Source organism: Vibrio coralliirubri, assembly GCF_024347375.1.
GTDB lineage: Bacteria > Pseudomonadota > Gammaproteobacteria > Enterobacterales > Vibrionaceae > Vibrio > Vibrio coralliirubri.
In genome coordinates this window covers 713,340-732,624 of the sequence record NZ_AP025470.1, presented here as the reverse complement: position 1 = coordinate 732,624, position 19,285 = coordinate 713,340, and the positions used below count along the sequence as shown (strand labels likewise).

Sequence of the window (19,285 nt, the reverse complement as noted above, 5' to 3'; positions counted from 1 at the left end):
AGGAAAAAGGCTTGAGAACAAGGCAGAATTTTTCGATAAGTAGTTATTCTACAATCAAAAATTCTAACGCAGTTATCGAGCGTTTTAGCAAGCTAGGGTGACCAGTTATTTACTACGATTGGTATTATTAATATTACAGAAATTTAGTTACAAAAAAGGCCAGCATAAAAGCTGACCTTTAGATTCAATATACGAACGTCTTATTTCTTACGAACGTGCGGTGCAGCTTTATCAAGCACACCGTTAACAAACTTATGGCTGTCTTCTGCTGCAAATACTTTTGCAAGCTCGATAGCTTCGTTGATAACCACTTTGTATGGTACATCTTCGCGACGAGTCATCTCGTACATAGCTAAACGTAGAAGCGCTAGTTCCATCAGATCCAGATCTTGCATAGGGCGAGATACGAATGGACGAAGCTTGCTATCAAGTTCCATGTGGCTAAGAGCAACACCAGTTAGTAGGTCGCGGAAGTATGCAACGTCTGTTTCTGGCATAGCAAGAGCAGGCTCTGCAGCATGATGCTCTTCTTCATCATACTTACCACCAGATAAGAACTGTTCTTCAACGGTAGCAATATTTTCTTTAGTAATTTGCCAAGAATAAATTGCTTGTAGAGCAAATTGACGTGCGTTACGACGTGCGGCTGGTTTCACACTGGCCCCCATTAGGAATCGATTTCAGAAAGAACGTTGATCATCTCAAGTGCGCTAAGTGCTGCTTCTGCACCCTTATTACCAGCCTTGGTTCCTGCGCGTTCAATAGCTTGATCGATCGTATCAACAGTAAGAACACCAAACGCTACTGGAAGAGAATATTCCAGAGACACTTGTGCCAAACCTTTATTACATTCACTACAAACATAGTCAAAGTGAGGTGTACCGCCACGAATTACTGTACCAAGAGATACAATCGCATCGAACTTACCTGTTTTTGCAACGCGCTGCGCTACAAGTGGAAGTTCTACTGCACCAGGGCAACGAACAACAGTGATGTTGTCTTCGCTTACTTGTCCATGACGCTTTAAAGTATCGATTGCACCAGAAAGTAAACTTTCGTTAATAAAACTGTTGAAACGAGCAATAACGATAGCAATTTTTGCATTTGGCGCTGGGAAGCCACCCTCGATCACTTTCATAAGCCTTCCTTTAACTATTTTCATCAAGTGAGAATCGCCGGATTCTAGCACAAAACTGTGAGCAATATCTAATGGTAATTTAGAAGAACAGACACCGGCAATGTAAAGATGATAATGCAGCGCTGATCCCAAGCATATAGGAACAGCGAGGAGCCAAGTTTGTGTATTGAACGCGTATTGAGTCGAACTTGGCTACTTTGCTCTTTTGGCTAGATTTATCACCAAAAGAGCCACTGAAATCATCGGTAAATTATGTCGCTACAAACGGAGAAACGTCTGCTCGCTGACACAGGATTTATTCGCAAACGTACTCAACAACGTTAAGACCAAAACCACCCAATGCGTGGTAACGCTTAGTGCTTGAAGAAAGCAGACGCATATCGTGCACGCCTAGGTCTTGAAGAATCTGAGAACCGACACCAACACGACGCGAGGTACCCTGCTTCTTCGCCATAGTTGGCTGCTCGTTCTTGTCTTGCGCTTCGAATGTCTTCACTTTGTGAATCAAAGAATCAGAAGATTCTTCGTTGCCAAGAATAACCAACACACCGCCTTCGTCGCCAATGCGCTTCATCGCTTTATCTAGCGACCAGCTGCGCTCAGTACCACGGTCTGAATGAAGCAGGTCGGTGAACGTGTCATGCAGATGAACACGTACCAAAGGAGCACCTTCAGATAGGTCGCCTTTTTGCATCGCGTAGTGGATCTGGTTATCAATTGTATCGCGGTAAGTCACAAGCTCGAAATCACCAAATTCAGTTGGCAAATGGCATTGTGCTACACGTTCAATCGTTGTTTCTGTGTTGTTGCGGTATTCAATCAAGTCTGCAATGGTGCCTAGCTTGATGTCGTGTTTTTCAGCAAACACTTCAAGATCAGGACGACGAGCCATAGTGCCGTCGTCGTTTAGGATCTCAACGATAACCGATGCTGGCTCACAGCCTGCTAGGCGTGCTAAATCACAACCTGCTTCTGTGTGTCCTGCGCGAGTCAGAACACCGCCATCTTGCGCTGTCAGTGGGAAAATATGACCAGGTTGAACAAGATCAGCCGCTTTCGCATCTTTCGCCACTGCCGCTTGAACCGTCACTGCACGGTCTGATGCAGAGATACCCGTAGTTACACCCTCAGCCGCTTCAATCGAAACCGTAAAGTTGGTGGTGTACTGTGCATTGTTGTCTTGAACCATAGGCGCTAGACCCATACGGCTTGAACGCTCTTTGGTTAGCGTCAGACAGATTAAGCCACGGCCATACATCGCCATGAAGTTAATCGCTTCTGGCGTCACATGTTCTGCTGCCATGATCAGATCGCCTTCATTCTCGCGATCTTCATCATCCATCAGGATAACCATTTTTCCTAGGCGAATGTCTTCAATAATTTCTTGAGGAGTACTAATTGGCATTGTTCTATATCCTTTGAAATGGTTCTGCTTCCTAGAACCGACACTATTTAAACCTGATGATATTGCTTCGTTTTACAAAGTCTCGCTTAACGCACTTTGTATCAACGGTTAGGCAAAACCATTCTGCTGTAAGAATTCCATCGTTAATCGAGATTCAGGCTCAGACTCTTGTTGCTGACCTTGCAGTAAACGCTCCATGTAACGTGCTAATACATCAACTTCTAGATTCACTTTACGACCGACATTGAATTGGTCGATGGTGGTTTCTGAAGAGGTGTGAGGAACGATAGTCAGCTTGAATGCGTTCTTGCGTAAATCGTTCACAGTCAGGCTAATGCCATCGACCGTTACTGAACCTTTTTGAGCCACGTATTTTGAGATTTCTGCTGGCATTTCTACCCAGAACTCAATCGCACGACCAACTTGATTACGTTCAACAATCTCACCCACGCCATCAACGTGACCAGACACGATGTGTCCACCGAAACGCGTGGTTGGTAACATTGCTTTCTCAAGGTTAACTTTATCGCCCGCTTGGTAATCGACAAAACCCGTTTTTTTCAGGGTCTCAAGCGAAAGGTCTGCACTGTAGCTGTGGTCGTTAAATTCAACCACAGTCAAACACACACCATTGGTAGCGATACTGTCGCCTAACTGAACGTCAGCCATATCAAGCTTACCAACGTTAACCGTTACGGTGATGTCTTCTCCGCGGGGAGTGATTGCACTCAATGTACCTACGGCTTCTACAATTCCTGTAAACATTTTAAAACTCTTTTTGTTGTCAACGACACGTATGCAGTTGGAGTAACTATTTCTACTGTGGTTTCGTTACTGTCGGTTGCGTTACTACCGGTTTCGCAACGATGCGAATATCCACACCAACCTGTCGAACATCTTTAATTTCTAGGTCAATAACGTCAGACATTGAAGTGAGCCCTAATGCGCCCATCAAACCTCGTCCGTCACTGCCCATAAGTTTAGGTGCTAAATAGAGGATTAGCTCATCCACCAGCTGTTCTTCAATCAAGCTTTTTGCCAATGTAGCGCCCGCTTCGACCCAAATATGGTCGATATGATTCGTAGGTAATTGACGCATCAGATCGTGCAAATCGAGCTGACCTGCATCTGTGGTTCCGACTTCAATATCAGCAGACGCTTCGGCAACTCTCAACACGGATGTTGGAGTCTGGAATAACTTGAGTTCCGGACGCAGTTGGTTTTGACGGTCAAGAATCACGCGAATCGGCTGACGCAGCTCGTCTTCAGCGTAATGATCTTTGATACTGCTTGGCAACTCTGCCCAACGAACATTCAACGACGCGTTGTCTTCAATCACCGTCTGGCTAGTTGATAGCACAGCGCCTGATTTTGCTCGGTAGTTCTGAACATCACGACGCGCTTCTGGCGATGTGATCCACTGGCTTTGACCATTTTCCAATGCCGTTTGCCCATCAAGGCTAGCGGCCATCTTTAACTGAACGAATGGCATACCCGTTTGCATACGCTTGATAAATGCAGGGTTCAAGTCAAGAGCGTCTTGCTCTAGCAAACCGATTTCAACCTCAATACCCGCATCGCGTAGCATTTTGATACCACGACCTGCGACTTTTGGGTTTGGGTCCTGCATGGCGCAAATTACTTTGGCTACTTGAGCCTTAATCAAACCTTCAGCACAAGGTGGCGTTCGACCGTAATGAGAGCAAGGCTCTAGCGTGACATAAGCCGTCGCACCTTTTGCTTTGTCGCCCGCCATTCGCATGGCATGTACTTCAGCATGAGGCTCACCGGCTTTGGCATGAAAACCTTCACCAACGATCTGACCGTCGGTTTGTACAATGACACACCCCACATTCGGGTTGGGTGCAGTAGTGTAAATGCCGCGTTTTGCTAACTGAATAGCACGCGACATCATTTGAAAATCTAGGGGAGTAAAGTTTGACATGATTGAGGAGTTAATCCTCTAATTTAGCGATTTCTTCGCCAAACTCTCGGATGTCTTCAAAGCTGCGGTAAACAGAGGCAAAACGAATGTACGCCACTTTATCCAATTCTTTCAATTGGCCCATCACAAGATTACCAATCATCTCGCTTGGTACTTCACGCTCACCAGTTGCACGGAGTTGCGACTTAATCGTACTGATCGCAAGTTCAATCGCATCAGCACTCACTGGGCGTTTTTCTAGGGCGCGCTGTACACCACCCACCATTTTATCTTCATTAAATGGTTCGCGGTTTCCATTCGACTTTATGACCTTAGGCATCACAAGTTCTGCCGATTCAAACGTAGTAAAACGTTCACTACATGCAAGGCATTGACGGCGACGACGAACCTGATGGCCATCGGCTACCAGTCTTGAATCGATTACTTTAGTGTCGTTCTCTGAACAAAAAGGACAATGCATATCACCTCCAAATAATTGAATATCAGTGTAACGGAATTGCCAAACGTTAGGAAAGAAAAAGGGCCAATTAAGGCCCTTTTGTGTGGTGATTCATTGATTATTGCTACTCGATCGCCATTTCAAAAATGAGCTGAGGAGTAAAATTAACGACCAGCGTTAACCGCGGACTAAATAGTTCGCTTTACCTACCCATTTGTAGCTTGTCAGCTCTTCTAAGCCCATTGGGCCACGAGCATGCAATTTCTGAGTAGACACGGCTACTTCAGCACCCAGACCAAACTGTGCGCCATCAGTAAAACGTGTTGATGCATTCACATAAACCGCTGCAGAACCAACAGAGTTAATGAAACGCTCTGAGCTCTCTAGGCTGTTAGTCATGATCGCATCTGAGTGACTCGCATTGTGTACACGCATGTGGTCAATCGCTTCTGCCACATCCGCAACAACTTTCACGCCTAACGTGTAGCTTAGCCATTCAGTGTCAAAGTCGCCTTCAACCGCATCACGTTGGTCTTCAAAACCCGCTAGCAGTGATTTTGCACTGGTATCTGCAACCAAGGTTACTTTGCCTGCTAAACGCTGTTTCAGCTTAATTAGGAAAGCTTCAGCAACCGCTTCATGCACTAGCAGTGTATCTAACGAGTTACACGCTGATGGGCGCTGAACTTTAGAGTTTTCGACAACATCTACCGACTTTTCAAGGTCCGCACTTTCATCAACGAAGATATGGCTGATACCAAAGCCGCCGATGATAACTGGGATGGTGCTGTTCTCTTTACACATCTTGTGCAAGCCAGCGCCGCCACGAGGAATGATCATATCCACGTAGTCATCCAGTTTAAGCAATTGAGAAACGAGTTCACGATCAGGCTTCTCGATGTACTGAACAGAAGCCGCTGGTAGCTCCGCTTTCTCTAATGCCGACTGGATAACTTTAACCAGTTCCATGTTCGAGAAGAACGTCTCTTTACCACCACGTAGAATGCTTGCGTTACCTGTCTTCAGACACAGAGCTGCAATATCGATGGTTACGTTTGGACGCGCTTCATAGATAACACCCACCACACCAAGTGGCACGCGACGACGAGACAGTGACATACCGTTTTCCAGTACCTTACTGTCGATTTCGCTGCCTACAGGGTCGTTAAGGCTAATCACGTTACGCACATCGTTAGCGATACCGGTTAAGCGCTCTTCATTAAGAAGTAGACGATCAAGCAGTGCGTCGGTTAGACCAGCTTCGCGACCTAATTCGATATCTTTCGCGTTCGCTTCTAAAATCGTTGCTGCGTTTGCTTCTAGCTCATCAGCGATGATCGCCAATGCTTTATTCTTTTGCGCCGTAGATGCGGTCGCTAGGTGGAAAGCAGCGTCTTTTGCTGCGATACCCATGTTAGTTAAATCCACGTTTAACTCTCCCTAAATTCTGTCTGTCTTTGGATGAAAAAAGGCGATTCGCCTTATCATCACGAGCTACTCTTGAATCACAACTAGGTCATCACGGTGAATGACTTCTGACCCATAATCGTATCCAAGGATGTCGCCAATATCTTTACTGTGCTTGCCTGCAATTTTTGCTAGGTCTTGGCTTGAATAACTGGCGATACCACGCGCAATTACTTTGCCTTTGCTGTCTGTGACTTGGGTAACTTCACCACGAGAGAATTCGCCTTTCACTCGAACAACCCCTTTCGCCAACAAGCTACTGCCTTTGGTGTTAACTGCGTTTACTGCGCCGTCGTCGACCACGATGTCACCTGCTGAAGCAGGGCCCGCTAAAATCCAGCGTTTACGGTTTTCAAGCGCTTCCGCTAAAGGCAAGAAACGTGTGCCTTGTGGGTTGTCACTCAGTGAGTCAAACACCACATTTTCAGCACTGCCCGCAGCAATAATCACTTCGATGCCTGCACGACGAGCAATATCAGCCGCCTGCAGTTTTGTTGCCATGCCGCCGGTACCTAATGTCGTACCACTGCCGCCTGCGATCTTGCGCAGTGTATCATCAATGGTTTTCACTTCTTTGATGAGCTCAGCATTTGGGTCTTTACGAGGGTCAGCCGTAAACAGGCCTTTTTGGTCTGTTAGTAGCAAAAGCTTATCAGCACCGCACAAAATACCCACTAAGGCCGACAAGTTATCATTGTCGCCCACTTTAATTTCGTTGGTTGCTACTGCGTCGTTTTCGTTTACTACCGGAATAATATCGTGATCAACCAGTGCGTTGATCGTGTCACGTGCATTAAGAAAACGCTCGCGATCATCGAGATCAGCACGAGTCAGTAGCATCTGGCCAATCTTAAGGTCATAGATAGCAAACAAAGACTCCCAAACTTGAATCAACTGGCTTTGCCCAACTGCCGCAAGCAACTGTTTGCTCGCCATTGAGTTGGGAAGTGCGGGGTAACCAAGGTGCTCACGTCCTGCTGCAATTGCGCCAGACGAAACCATAACCACAGAGTGGCCTTGTTTTTTTAATTCAGCACATTGACGAACCAGCTCAACCATATGAGCGCGGTCTAATGCCAATGTTCCACCAGTTAAGACACTGGTACCCAGTTTAACAACGACAGTTTTACGCTGTGTTGTTGTCCCGCTTTGATGATTTGTTGTCATGAAGTCTTTTATGGATAAAACAAATAAGAGGTGATGTTTTAGCAATCAAAAGGGGAATTCACAAGCAGAAAAGGTGCGAAATCGCACCTTTTTGCTTTATATAGAAGAGTAACCTTTAAAATTAGACGAATTCGACAGACTCTTCGTCTAATTGGATACTGATTTCAAACTTACTTTGAAGTTCATCAACCAGTTTTTTGTGGAAGGCTTCTTGAGTTCGAGAGACCTCAGCGACCGCCTTTTTAGGTAACGGCAAAGAGTCCCAGTTACCATCGATGTTGTACTTGCCGATATTGTACTTCGCCGAATATCCCTCTTCCGACTTATCCAATTCCAGCCACCAGCCCCAGAACTCGCGTTCTTCTGGTGATTTTTTATCGTTCACACATACAGACAAGCAATCAAAGATATAGTGGCCTTCTTCTGATTGCGGTTCCCTTAAGTAAGGCCCGATCGCCTTTAAAACATTCAACAAGCGGTAATGCGTAGGTTGTTGTGTCACTTCTGACATATTGAATCTCCATTTTCAATGTTAAGAATGACGTTACTCAGACTGTTATACGTAGAAACTACGCATTTAGATTTTATAAATTACCTCTGAGTATCAGGTACTTAGTTTGTACACTTTTCATGCTTAACTAATTTAGGAGAAATGTCATCTAAATAATTCATCCTCAAGCCACTTTATCGCCAATTCGAGGGATTGCTCATAACCTTGTGTAATTGACTTAGCTTTGATTTTCTTCGCTTTTCCGTAATCACTGTAAATAGCAACCAGTTGATTATCCATTGGTGGTGAAACTGGGTCGCCTTCCAGAGCCAATGCCAAGATTGGAACACTGGTTTTACTGTTTGACAGCAAACCTTGTACCTTGAGTGACCACGCCATCAACTGCCCAGAAAGGCTATTGATATCAACAGCACCTTTACCAAGACGCGAAGCCAACACATCTAGATGCATCTTAGGCATCTGTTTCAGTTTGTCGGCATGAACAAAGATGTCGTGAATTGGCGCGCCTAAAGAGATACACGCTTTAATCTTATGTTGCTCAAGGAAAGATAGTCTCACCATCGCATTGCCACCGAAGCGGAAACCAAACAAGCCGACTTTGTGGTGATCGACCCATGGGATGTTAGGCAATTCATTCAGCACCGCTTGGTGAAGACAAGATGAGTCTTCTGTTAACGGCCAATGTGCACTGTGCCCTATTGATGGCATGTCTACCGTTAACATAGCAATGTTCTTAGGTGCTAAATAATCCCTAAACAAGCGCCACATATCCGTTTGCAAGCTATCTAGACCCGCACTGACAATCACAACCGGTTGTGGTTTATCTGTCTTGGTTAGATGCAAGTTCGCTTTGATCTTCTTGTTTTGGTATGGAATATCAATCTGTTTGACGATCAACTTAGTGTGCTTGATCGCTTCAGAATACGCTGCGTTGGCCAACACTTGAGCCTGAGCCGCCAAGTTGTCGCTCTTGAGATGTGGGTAACCCGCAATACTGAAGCACAACGATGCTGAAAACAGCTCTTCAGCCATCTCTTCATCGTTCTTTTCATTAGAGCGATTCTGATGCTGCATACCCAGCTTGGTCCATTCGTATGCCCAGTTACCGCTTCGGTAACCCATGACCGTATCAAGCCACTCATCGGTTGTCCGAGAGTTATCTGATGACGCGATGCGAGCCAATACCGCTTCTTGCTCTATTGGATTAACGCCTTGCCAGACCCACTGAAGACGTCTTAGGTTTCGGTACCATGATGAGTTTTGCTGTTCACGTTTCTCATCCAATAACGCTTCAGAGCTTGGCATGTATTGTGTCAACATTGAGGTCTCTTTCGCCTGCTTGTGCTTTACAAACAAAGTTTCCGAAAGGTTCGAGCTCGTTTCTTCTGGTTCAGACATTGGGATACTTAATAAGAAATGGTTGTCACTAATAATATAAAAAAAAATGACCCTATAAAGGGTCATTTCTCAAAAAACTAAGTTTACGCTTATTTTGACTTGCGATTTACTGGCTCAACGTAGCTTAGGCTAGTATCCCAAGGTTGCTCAATCCATGTGTCTTGAGCGATATCAACAATGTACTCGTCTAGCAAATCAGCACCAGATGGTTTTGCACATACAGCGATCAGTTTCGCTTTAGGGTACATTTCGCGAAGCTTACGTGCAGTGTCACCACTATCAACCAAGTCTTCAACGATTAGGAAGCCTTCGCCGTCACCTTCAGGTGCTTTAACTACTGTCATATCACGTTGGTGATCGTGGTCGTAGCTAGAAATACAAATCGTATCTACGTGACGAATACCTAGCTCACGAGCCAAGATTGCACCAGGAACCAAACCACCACGGCTTACAGCCCAGATGCCTTTCCACTGCTCTGCTGGCATTTGCTTTTCAGCAAGTTGACGGCAGTAAGTCTGCATGTTGTCCCAAGTGATAACGAATTTGTTGCTCATAGTATAAAACCTAATAATTTTGTCATGTTATTAGAGGCTATCTCAAACATAGCCTCTTCAGCGATTAAGCAGAAATCTAGACGATTAAGCGAAAATGTATTTAAGAATAAAGATAACCGACATTACCCACACAGCAGGTGAAACGTCGCGACCTTTACCACTTAGCAGCTTAATTGCAGCGTAAGCGATGAAACCTAGTGAGATACCCTCAGCGATAGAGTACGTCAGCGGCATAAGCAGACATGTTACCACGACTGGTGCTGCTTCCGTAAGATCACGCCAATCAATGCCAACTAGGCCAGACATCATCAGAATTGCTACATAGAAAAGTGCACCTGATGTTGCGTAAGCCGGAATCATACCTGCAAGTGGCGAGAAGAAAAGAGCCAGTAGGAATAAGATACCAACAACAACAGCCGTTAGACCGGTACGACCGCCTTCAGCAACACCCGCAACACTCTCAACATAAGACGTTGTGTTTGAAGTACCTAGCAGTGCACCAATAGATGTTGCTGTAGAGTCAGCAAGCAGTGCTTTGTTCAAGCGCGGTAGTTTGCCGTCTTCTTTGATTAGGTTTGCTTTCGTTGCAACACCAACCAGAGTACCCGCTGTATCGAACAAATCGACGAACAAGAATGCGAATACCACTGAAATCATACCGATTTCAAATACAGCAGAGAAATCAAGCTGCATGAATGTAGGTGCAAGGCTTGGTGGTGTAGACATGATGCCGCCGTATTGAACGTCACCAATAACAATGCCAAGAGCTGTTATAGCTAGAATCGCAATCATTACTGCGCCTTTCACGCCACGGTGAACAAGAGCAATTGTTAGGAAGAAACCAAGTGAGCCTAGGATAGGAGCAATCGCGGTAATATCGCCCAGTGAAACTTTAGTTGCTGGGTTAGAAACAACGATGCCTGCATTGCTAAGAGCAATAAACGCTAGGAAAAGACCGATACCTGCAGAGATACCAACACGCAGAGACATAGGGATCGAGTTGATAATCCATTCACGGATCTTAAAGATACTTAAGAAGATGAAGATTACGCCTGATACGAAAACCGCTGCCAGAGCAACTTGCCACGTATAACCCATACCCATTACAACAGCGTAGGTAAAGAATGCGTTCAAACCCATGCCTGGAGCTTGAGCAATTGGGTAGTTAGCAACAAAGCCCATGATGAAACAGCCAATAGCAGCCGCTAAACAGGTTGCTACAAATACAGCGCCATGGTCCATACCAGCATCAGCTAGAATCATTGGGTTTACAAAAATGATGTAAGCCATTGTTAGGAAGGTTGTTAGACCTGCGATGATTTCAGTGCGCACATTGGTGCCATTTTCACTGAGTTTGAATAGCTTTTCGAACATTATCGAATCCTATAAGGGTAAAAAGTAAACGGTTGCGTAATCGATTGGCTGTGGATTATAAAGTTATCAAATAACAAATTCCAGATAGAATTAAGGCTCTAATCGATATTTATCAGAATGCCGTATGAAACAAAGCGATTAAAAATAAAAACATCAGCGTAAAATATCTTTTAAAAACAACAAATTAATAACAATGCATTCAGTAAAATTAGTTGGTTGTTTTTTCTACCATCGGTTATTTTTATTGAGAATCTAGCCAGTAAATTCTGAATTCAAACCCACAATAGTTATGTATTTTTCAACAGGATCAGTAATAAGGCGCAAATTGATATTTCGGCGTTTAAAAAACAACCGCGCAGAACTGCATGGAAAGTGACAAGCGAAAGCGGTTTGGGAAAAGTAGCAGGCAAAAAAAACGCCACTCAAAACTGAGTGGCGGTAGAATCTGTCAACCAAAAGGGCTGTAAAAGAATTCCAATATATAGGGGTGAACAAAACTGTTCGAGTTACATGCTTACGGTATTAGTAACCAAAGCTTGTAGGGTATGCAAAGTTGCTAGTGTAAACAGAGCTGTTAATCCAGAACATTGCAGATGGTAAACCTTTCATAACTATCACCTTAATAAATCAATAAAAAACGAATTTGATTTCTCGGTTCCTTGGAGGCGATAAAACGGACTCATCCTTTGAGCATTTACTCTTCATCTCAGAAGTTGGTTATTAATATACCCTAAAGAAAAAAGATTACAAGTATTTTTTGCTATACGTCACACTTTTTGCCATTTGCGGTTATTTTGCAAACTTATTTTCGTAATTAAATTACAGAATAGAATTAAACAAACGTTTGCTTGCGCCATTTATAAGCATCAAGGCGCTTAATTGTGATCAGGTGGACAAGATCGCTTTCAAAATTTGAGCTATTTGAGGTTTAGAACCGCTACTCGTCAAAACGCTCAAGTGGTATGCTGTTGCCATCAAAACAGACCCATATTTTAGATTTTTGTTCTAGGTTTTCACCCATACAAAACCTAAATATATGGTTATCAAATAAAAAAGGAGTCATCCGTGTCTGAATTCCATTCTGAGATCAGTAAATTATCCCCTGCCCCTATCTGGCAGTTCTTCGATAAGATTTGCTCAATCCCACACCCTTCTAAGCATGAAGAAGAGCTTGCTCAATACATTATTGCTTGGGCAACAGAGCAAGGCCTAGATGTACGTCGTGACCCAACGGGCAACGTATTCATCAAAAAGCCTGCAACGGCGGGTATGGAAAACAAAAAAGGTGTGGTGCTACAAGCTCACATCGATATGGTTCCACAAAAGAACGAAGACACAGTTCATGACTTCGCTAAAGATCCAATCCAACCATACATTGATGGTGAGTGGGTTACAGCTAAAGGCACAACGCTTGGCGCTGATAACGGCATGGGCATGGCTTCGTGCCTAGCGGTTCTTGCTTCAAACGAAATCCAACACGGCCCTATCGAAGTTCTACTAACAGTAGATGAAGAAGCAGGCATGACAGGTGCTTTCGGTCTTGAAGCGGGTTGGTTAGAAGGCGATATCCTTCTTAACACCGATTCAGAGCAAGAAGGCGAAGTGTACATGGGTTGTGCTGGCGGTATCGACGGCGCAATGACATTTGAAATTGCTCGTAACGCGATTCCAGCTGACTTCGTAACACGTAAGCTAACGCTAAAAGGCCTAAAAGGCGGTCACTCTGGTTGTGACATCCACACAGGTCGTGCAAACGCAAACAAACTGCTTGCTCGCTTCCTAGCGGGTCACGCAAAAGAGCTAGACCTTCGCATCGTCGAATTCAAAGGTGGTAGCCTTCGTAACGCGATCCCTCGTGAGGGTTTCGTAACGGTTGCTGTTCCTGCGGCAAACCAAGAAAAACTGGCTTCACTATACAACTACTACACTGAGCTGCTTTCAACAGAGCTCGGTAAAGTAGAAGACAGCATCGTGACTTTCAATGAAGAAGCTTCTGTTGAAATGGGCGCTCTAGCGGCTGCAGACCAAGCTCGCTTTATCGCGGCACTTAACGCATGTCCAAACGGCGTGATTCGTATGAGTGACGAGATTGAAGGTGTTGTGGAAACGTCTCTAAACGTAGGTGTTATCACAACAGAAGAGAACTCAATCACAGTGCTTTGCCTGATCCGCTCTCTTATCGATTCAGGTCGCTCACAAGTAGAAAGCATGCTTCACTCTGTTGCTGAACTAGCAGGCGCTAACATCGCGTTCTCTGGTGCTTACCCAGGTTGGAAACCAGACGCAGATTCAGAAATCATGCATATATTCCGCGACATGTACGAAGGTATCTACGGTCACAAGCCAAACATCATGGTTATCCATGCTGGTCTTGAGTGTGGTCTATTCAAAGAACCTTACCCGAACATGGATATGGTTTCTTTCGGCCCAACCATCAAGTTCCCGCACTCTCCTGATGAGAAAGTGAAGATCGACACCGTTGAGCTATTCTGGAACCAAATGGTTGCATTGCTTGAAGCGATCCCAGAAAAAGCTTAATTCGATAAGCTATGTTTGTTCAGTAAATGGTGTTTACAGTAAACACCGTTTATCGACACAAAATAAAACAGGTACTCAATGAGTACCTGTTTTTGTATCTAATCTTTGTAATCGACTATTTGTGACTAAAGAAGCAATTAAGCGCGTGAAGCCGCGTAGCTTTCTAGCTCATCAATTGAAGTTTGTGCCACAACTTCGCCATCGATGAAGTACGTCACCATCTCGCCATCACGAACACCGATTAACGTCGCACGCTCACCAGACTGGTAAGTAATGTCCATTTGGATCGTGTTTTCATCAATCTGCTGCATTTGACCTTTTTCGATCACATCTGCACTCGTGATAGGACCAACAGGCGCTTCCGTTAGCGACGGATCAAGTTGGTGGTTGATGTCTAGGTAAGTATCAGTCTTAGTATCAAAGATGTGCGGAGCACCTGTTAGTGGGTTGCTACCTGTCCAGAACTCTAGTGAGTTGAATACTAGGTAATCGGCAGCAACTGTTAGACCGTATGCAGGTGCAAGTAGCATGTTCAAACCACCACGAGCGTAACGGTTATCAACAGCCTTGATGTTGAACTTCATTAGGTAACCCGTTACTGCGTTGCTACCAACACAGCCAGATAAAGCAACAGATACCACTGCTAGTGCTACAACTTTTGAAATTGTTTTTTTCATTTTGATCTCAATATTTGAATTTGGCCGCCAAAAAATGGCGGTGGATAATACCAACGAACTGAATAACAAATATCAGCGCTAAATCAATGTATTGTCAGAAAATTCACAATTTAAAACACCCTTCAATTAGCCAAATAAAAAACTGAAACCAATTCAGAAGCCCCTTCATAAAAAACTTTTGTCGTCACCGTAAAGCGATTGATTCGTACTAAAAATCAACGATTGCTACATTCCGTGTTAACGAATTATCACCATGTTGAGAACAACCTAAATGGCAAGACTAAAACCTAATCAACCATTCGAATTACTTGGTTATACTGTTCAGCCAGGACAGCGAATGGAGATTGAACTGCAAGCGGCTCAGCTTTACACGCATTCTCCACTTTCGATCCCGATTGAAATTATTCACGGTCGCCAAGCAGGCCCAACACTGATGGTAAATGCGGCTATTCACGGCGATGAGCTAAACGGTGTTGAGATTGCACGACAACTGACCAATGCGATTGATCCAAAGAAATTGAAAGGGACATTAATTGTTGTGCCTATCGTTAACGTGTTTGGCTTTATCCATAAATCTCGTTACCTACCAGACCGTCGTGACCTAAACCGTTGCTTCCCTGGCAGCGAGAAAGGATCGTTAACATCACGCATCGCTTACACCTTCTTTGAGAACGTGGCAAAGCACTGTGATTACATTCTGGATCTACACACGGGCGCGATTCACCGTACCAATCTGCCACAGATTCGTGCAAACCTATCGAACCCTGAAACACTGCGCATCGCAAAAGCGTTCGCAACACCCGTGATTATTGATTCTCCACTGCGTGACGGTTCACTGCGTAGCGAAGCGGAAAAGCTGGGTATTCCTGTATTAACTTACGAAGGTGGTGAAGCACTGCGTTTTGATCACCTAGCGATTCGTGCGGGTTACCTTGGCGTGCATCAAGTGATGAAAGAAATCGGCATGCTGCGCCCTAACCGTAAGAAGTTACCAGAGCCAGTATTGAGTAAATCCACCAGCTGGATCCGCGCGGAATCAGACGGTATTTTGCGTAACATGGTAAGACTTGGCGAACAAGTTGAAGCAGGACAAACCCTTGCTTACATCAGCTCTCCATTGGGTCACCAAGAAGGCCAAGTGATCACAACCAAAGGCGGTATCGTGATTGGTCAGCAAACTCTACCTTTGGTCAACGAAGGTGATGCTGTGTTCCACATCGCTTACTTCAAGCAAGACGATGAAGAAGTCGGACAATCAGTAGAAAGCTACATTGAAGAAGTGGCAGAAGACGATTGGCTAACTGCGCTGAATAACTGATCAGACAATGCTTTACAGTTTAAGAGCTCGACGTTAAAAGCGAGAAGCCAACATAGTGCTCTTAAACACAATAAAACAGAACTCCACAAACTAAAAAGCCCCAATACACTTTTAACTAGAAAGAAAAAAGTTGTATCGGGGCTTTTTTTTTCACAAATCCCTTATCTTAAAATTAAGGGATCTATAAATTAGTCATGCACTGAATTACTCAGCGTCTTCTTGCTCTTCTGCACGAGCTTTAGCGCGCGCTTCACGTGCTTGCTCAGCTTTAAGCTCTTTAGTATGACGTAGTTCGTCACGCTCTTTACGCTGCTCTGATTTACGCTCGTTACGTTCAGCTTGGTTAGCGATGAAAGATGCTAGCTCTTTCTCTGCCCACTCTTGTGCTAGAGCTTCAGTTTCGAAACCAGACTCACGCTTAGATACTGTAGTGCTGCGAGACGTTACTTGACGAGTAATCTCTGCACACCAACCGTTGCGTTTTTCTGTAAGGCGGATATCAAATTTTTTGTTCTTAGACATGTTCTATTTTTTCCTAAGGGAGATCATTAAGGGATCGGTCAACTTTGATAACTCCATCTAAGTGAGCATCTTTTAACACCATCCCTTGGTAAGCGCGGTATTAGAGCACAAATCAATGAATATTGCTGCAAATATTTGCAGCGGATCACACTCCAATGCTGCAAATCGTTTGCGCCTGATTTCAATCGGTTCGTAACTCTCGGTTCACCATCAACTTCTGTCCTATTTTATCGACAACAATGAAATGAACTATGCTCAAACAGAGATAAATGAAAGAGATACCTGCTTGCTCAGGTTTATAGACTCTACTGTCTCACCTACTCCGCCCATAATTAAAATAGCTAAGGAGTTGCTATGGATAGCTTCATCAAAAATTTACCGAAAGTTGAGCTGCACTTACATATAGAAGGCACACTAGAGCCAGAGCTGATGTTCCAACTCGCCAAGCGTAACGCCGTGTCGATTCCCTTTGAGACCCCTGACCAAGTCCGAGACGCGTACCAGTTCCACAATCTTCAATCCTTTCTCGATATCTATTATCAAGGTGCAAACGTACTGATTCATGAACAAGATTTCTACGACCTGACGTGGGCTTATCTGTTGAAGTGCCAGCAAGATAATGTAGTTCATACTGAGATATTCTTCGACCCTCAAACTCACACTGAACGCGGCATTGACTTTGAAGTCATCGTCGGCGGGATTACTCTAGCTTTGAATCAAGCGGAGCAAGAACTTGGCATCAGCAGCCAACTGATCATGTGCTTTCTGCGCCACCTTGATGAAGACAGCGCTTTTGAAACGCTCAAACAAGCCCTTCCCTTTAAAGATAAGATCATTGCCGCTGGGTTAGATTCATCAGAACAGGGCAATCCGCCAGAGAAGTTTAAACATGTATTCCAAGAAGCGATCAACCAAGGCTTCCTGACTGTCGCGCACGCCGGAGAAGAAGGCCCAGCACAAAATATTATCGACGCAGTGAGCTTGTTAGGCATTACCCGAATTGATCATGGCGTTCGTTGTGTAGAAGATGAAGAGCTAATGGAACAGCTAATAGCAAAACGTACACCACTGACAGTCTGCCCGCTATCGAATACCAAACTCAAGGTGTTTGAGAGCATGCAAGAGCACAACATCGTCGAGTTGCTGAGAAAAGGGCTGTGCGTCACCATCAATTCCGATGATCCGGCTTACTTCGGCGGCTATATGAATGATAACTTCCTCGCGGTCGCCAATGCTCATCCACTGACGAAAAACGAATTAGCGCAGTTTAGTATTAATGCCATCGAAGCCAGTTTTATCTCGCCTCATGCCAAAGAAGATCTCATCACACAGGTACGTCAATATCTTGCTGCGAATACTTAATGAGTTATCAAGATCAAAAAGGGAAGCTCAGAGCTTCCCTTTTAGTATTAGTTGATAACCCATTGGCTTAGCCCGGATGACCATCCACTCTTGGCGTTAACAGCATCATGCCGAACTTCCAGATAAACAGCCCGAACGCTAATGTCCATAAACCGGCGCTGATGTTAACCATCTCAAATAAATACGCAGGGAAGAATGTCACACCCAAACTACGAACGAGTGCCGCAATAAAAATAGCCGAAAACGCCAAAGCCATACTTGGCCCTTTATAGATAGCACGACCAGTATGTCCCATTGTCACGCGCGTAATCATCGCCAGAATTAATCCACTCAAACCGCCAATCGCAAACAAGTGCAGCATGTTGTGGCTTGCGAACGGGTTGTCTAACAGACCACGTAACAGCAAGCTAAGAGGGATACATAGGTAAGCCGCATGCAGCGACCACACCAAAGGTTCTGATAGCGTTGTCCAAGGCTTCCAGCGGATAAAGCGCACCAACTGTGTCACACCTGCAAATACCATCAACTCATTGCCGACTTGAGCAAAGGTTAATGGGAAGAAGCTCAACACAAATAAACCAACCAAAGGTAGGTTCGCTAGCCATTCCAACCAAACCAATGGTTGTGCTTTTTCAAAATCAAAGCGACGCGCCGTGAAGAATGGGATTACTCGCCCACCCATCACTGATAACAGCAAGGTAAACCACCACAACATGGCCTGCCAAACTGCAGACGATGGAAATGGAGGCATTCCCTTTATGGTCGCGTAACTAGCAAAGTTCGCCACGATAGCCAATATAAACAGCGGCACAAAGAACAGGTTCTTCCAGCCTTTCGACTTCACGACTCGGAAACCAATTTCGTAGGCGGCGAAGATTAAGAACAGCGCCTCAACCGACGAAATCAACCATAACGGTGCGGGGGTCCAAAACAGAATACGAGGTGCGATCCATAAACCAACCAAGGCTGCCAATCGATAGTGCTTGGTGCCGTTGACACCCGTCCACGTTTGTACCGCCGTTAACACAAAACCAACCACTATCGCCATTGAGAAACCAAACAGCATTTCATGTACGTGCCACCAAAGCGCCGGTACTTTTAGCATTTCAGGCTGACCGTTTTGGAACATGATGACCCAAGCTACAATCGCGATCACGGCATAGAGACTGCCTAAAAAGAAGAAAGGTCGAAAGCCTAAACGCAGGTAGGCTGGAATCGCGTCTTCTACACTTTTATCTGTGATATTTAACAAACTCGCTCCTAATTCTCAGATAAGCGGCCAAGGTATTACCTAAACCAAATTTTGTGTGCATCAAATCCGATGCAATATGCAGATCACTTTGCATGAAACGCGCCAATTAGATAAAACCAGTAAAAACAGCGACTCACGAGATTCAATAGCCAATAAACAAGTCAAAAAAACACAACCAAAAGAGTCATAAAGACCTATAGATGTATAAATAGAAACTT

18 protein-coding genes are annotated in these 19,285 nt (G+C 44.7%); 3 read left to right on the top strand and 15 right to left on the bottom strand.

The genetic code is table 11. The features are described 5' to 3' along the window. Positions 1-200 precede the first annotated feature (200 nt). From nusB to OCV20_RS03500, 12 genes are all read right to left on the bottom strand, one after another. The gene (gene nusB, locus OCV20_RS03555; RefSeq protein ID WP_004734399.1) at positions 201-668 is read right to left on the bottom strand and encodes a transcription antitermination factor NusB; all 468 of its coding nucleotides are present in this window, start codon (positions 666-668) and stop codon (positions 201-203) included. After that, positions 668-1,138, bottom strand: coding sequence for a 6,7-dimethyl-8-ribityllumazine synthase (gene ribH / locus OCV20_RS03550; protein WP_004741508.1), 471 nt, complete (start codon positions 1,136-1,138; stop codon positions 668-670). The genes nusB and ribH overlap by 1 nt, the downstream gene beginning before the upstream one ends. A 295-nt stretch (positions 1,139-1,433) precedes the next feature. Then, positions 1,434-2,543, bottom strand: a complete 1,110-nt coding sequence (ribBA, locus tag OCV20_RS03545; protein ID WP_048615539.1) for a bifunctional 3,4-dihydroxy-2-butanone-4-phosphate synthase/GTP cyclohydrolase II — start codon at positions 2,541-2,543, stop codon at positions 1,434-1,436. Positions 2,544-2,651: 108 nt separating this feature from the next. Continuing rightward, positions 2,652-3,308 carry a riboflavin synthase gene (locus OCV20_RS03540; RefSeq protein WP_048612249.1) on the bottom strand — a complete coding sequence of 219 codons (657 nt, stop codon included), beginning with the start codon at positions 3,306-3,308 and terminating at the stop codon, positions 2,652-2,654. A 52-nt stretch (positions 3,309-3,360) separates the two neighbouring features. Further along, positions 3,361-4,458, bottom strand: a complete 1,098-nt coding sequence (gene ribD / locus OCV20_RS03535) for a bifunctional diaminohydroxyphosphoribosylaminopyrimidine deaminase/5-amino-6-(5-phosphoribosylamino)uracil reductase RibD (protein ID WP_086775123.1) — start codon at positions 4,456-4,458, stop codon at positions 3,361-3,363. 40 nt (positions 4,459-4,498) lie between these two features. Continuing rightward, complete coding sequence (gene nrdR, locus OCV20_RS03530) at positions 4,499-4,948, bottom strand: transcriptional regulator NrdR (RefSeq protein WP_004734394.1); 450 nt, start codon at positions 4,946-4,948, stop codon at positions 4,499-4,501. 156 nt (positions 4,949-5,104) lie between these two features. After that, positions 5,105-6,355 carry a glutamate-5-semialdehyde dehydrogenase gene (locus OCV20_RS03525; RefSeq protein ID WP_050711734.1) on the bottom strand — a complete coding sequence of 417 codons (1,251 nt, stop codon included), beginning with the start codon at positions 6,353-6,355 and terminating at the stop codon, positions 5,105-5,107. Between the two features lie 66 nt (positions 6,356-6,421). After that, positions 6,422-7,606 carry a glutamate 5-kinase gene (proB, locus tag OCV20_RS03520; protein WP_202910146.1) on the bottom strand — a complete coding sequence of 395 codons (1,185 nt, stop codon included), beginning with the start codon at positions 7,604-7,606 and terminating at the stop codon, positions 6,422-6,424. 76 nt (positions 7,607-7,682) lie between these two features. Continuing rightward, positions 7,683-8,072 carry a sigma factor-binding protein Crl gene (gene crl / locus OCV20_RS03515; RefSeq protein ID WP_017060787.1) on the bottom strand — a complete coding sequence of 130 codons (390 nt, stop codon included), beginning with the start codon at positions 8,070-8,072 and terminating at the stop codon, positions 7,683-7,685. 144 nt (positions 8,073-8,216) lie between these two features. Then, positions 8,217-9,470 (bottom strand): esterase FrsA, encoded by a 1,254-nt coding sequence (frsA, locus tag OCV20_RS03510; RefSeq protein ID WP_086775125.1) that lies wholly within the window; start codon positions 9,468-9,470, stop codon positions 8,217-8,219. A gap of 89 nt (positions 9,471-9,559) precedes the next feature. Further along, a complete protein-coding gene (gene gpt, locus OCV20_RS03505; RefSeq protein ID WP_009847475.1) occupies positions 9,560-10,024 on the bottom strand; it encodes a xanthine phosphoribosyltransferase in 465 nt (154 codons plus the stop codon). 84 nt (positions 10,025-10,108) lie between these two features. Next, complete coding sequence (locus OCV20_RS03500) at positions 10,109-11,398, bottom strand: NCS2 family permease (protein WP_048605536.1); 1,290 nt, start codon at positions 11,396-11,398, stop codon at positions 10,109-10,111. 1,065 nt (positions 11,399-12,463) lie between these two features. On the opposite strand from OCV20_RS03500, the gene OCV20_RS03495 reads away from it, so the two are divergent. Further along, on the top strand, positions 12,464-13,936 hold the full coding sequence (locus tag OCV20_RS03495) for an aminoacyl-histidine dipeptidase (protein WP_086775126.1): 1,473 nt from the start codon (positions 12,464-12,466) through the stop codon (positions 13,934-13,936). Between the two features lie 137 nt (positions 13,937-14,073). Here the strand turns inward: OCV20_RS03495 and OCV20_RS03490 are convergent, their stop codons facing one another. Further along, complete coding sequence (locus OCV20_RS03490) at positions 14,074-14,613, bottom strand: DUF3332 family protein (protein ID WP_048605541.1); 540 nt, start codon at positions 14,611-14,613, stop codon at positions 14,074-14,076. 271 nt (positions 14,614-14,884) lie between these two features. On the opposite strand from OCV20_RS03490, the gene OCV20_RS03485 reads away from it, so the two are divergent. Then, positions 14,885-15,931: a succinylglutamate desuccinylase/aspartoacylase family protein gene (locus tag OCV20_RS03485; protein WP_017060792.1), complete on the top strand. Its 1,047-nt coding sequence runs from the start codon at positions 14,885-14,887 to the stop codon at positions 15,929-15,931. A gap of 204 nt (positions 15,932-16,135) precedes the next feature. Here OCV20_RS03485 and OCV20_RS03480 read toward each other — a convergent pair whose 3' ends face one another. Continuing rightward, positions 16,136-16,453 (bottom strand): DUF3622 domain-containing protein, encoded by a 318-nt coding sequence (locus OCV20_RS03480; RefSeq protein ID WP_017056240.1) that lies wholly within the window; start codon positions 16,451-16,453, stop codon positions 16,136-16,138. A 354-nt stretch (positions 16,454-16,807) separates the two neighbouring features. Here OCV20_RS03480 and OCV20_RS03475 point away from each other — a divergent pair, with 354 nt between their 5' ends. Next, positions 16,808-17,815, top strand: coding sequence for an adenosine deaminase (locus OCV20_RS03475; RefSeq protein ID WP_086775127.1), 1,008 nt, complete (start codon positions 16,808-16,810; stop codon positions 17,813-17,815). Positions 17,816-17,882: 67 nt separating this feature from the next. Here OCV20_RS03475 and OCV20_RS03470 read toward each other — a convergent pair whose 3' ends face one another. Further along, complete coding sequence (locus OCV20_RS03470; RefSeq protein ID WP_017063328.1) at positions 17,883-19,067, bottom strand: NnrS family protein; 1,185 nt, start codon at positions 19,065-19,067, stop codon at positions 17,883-17,885. Positions 19,068-19,285 lie beyond the last annotated feature (218 nt).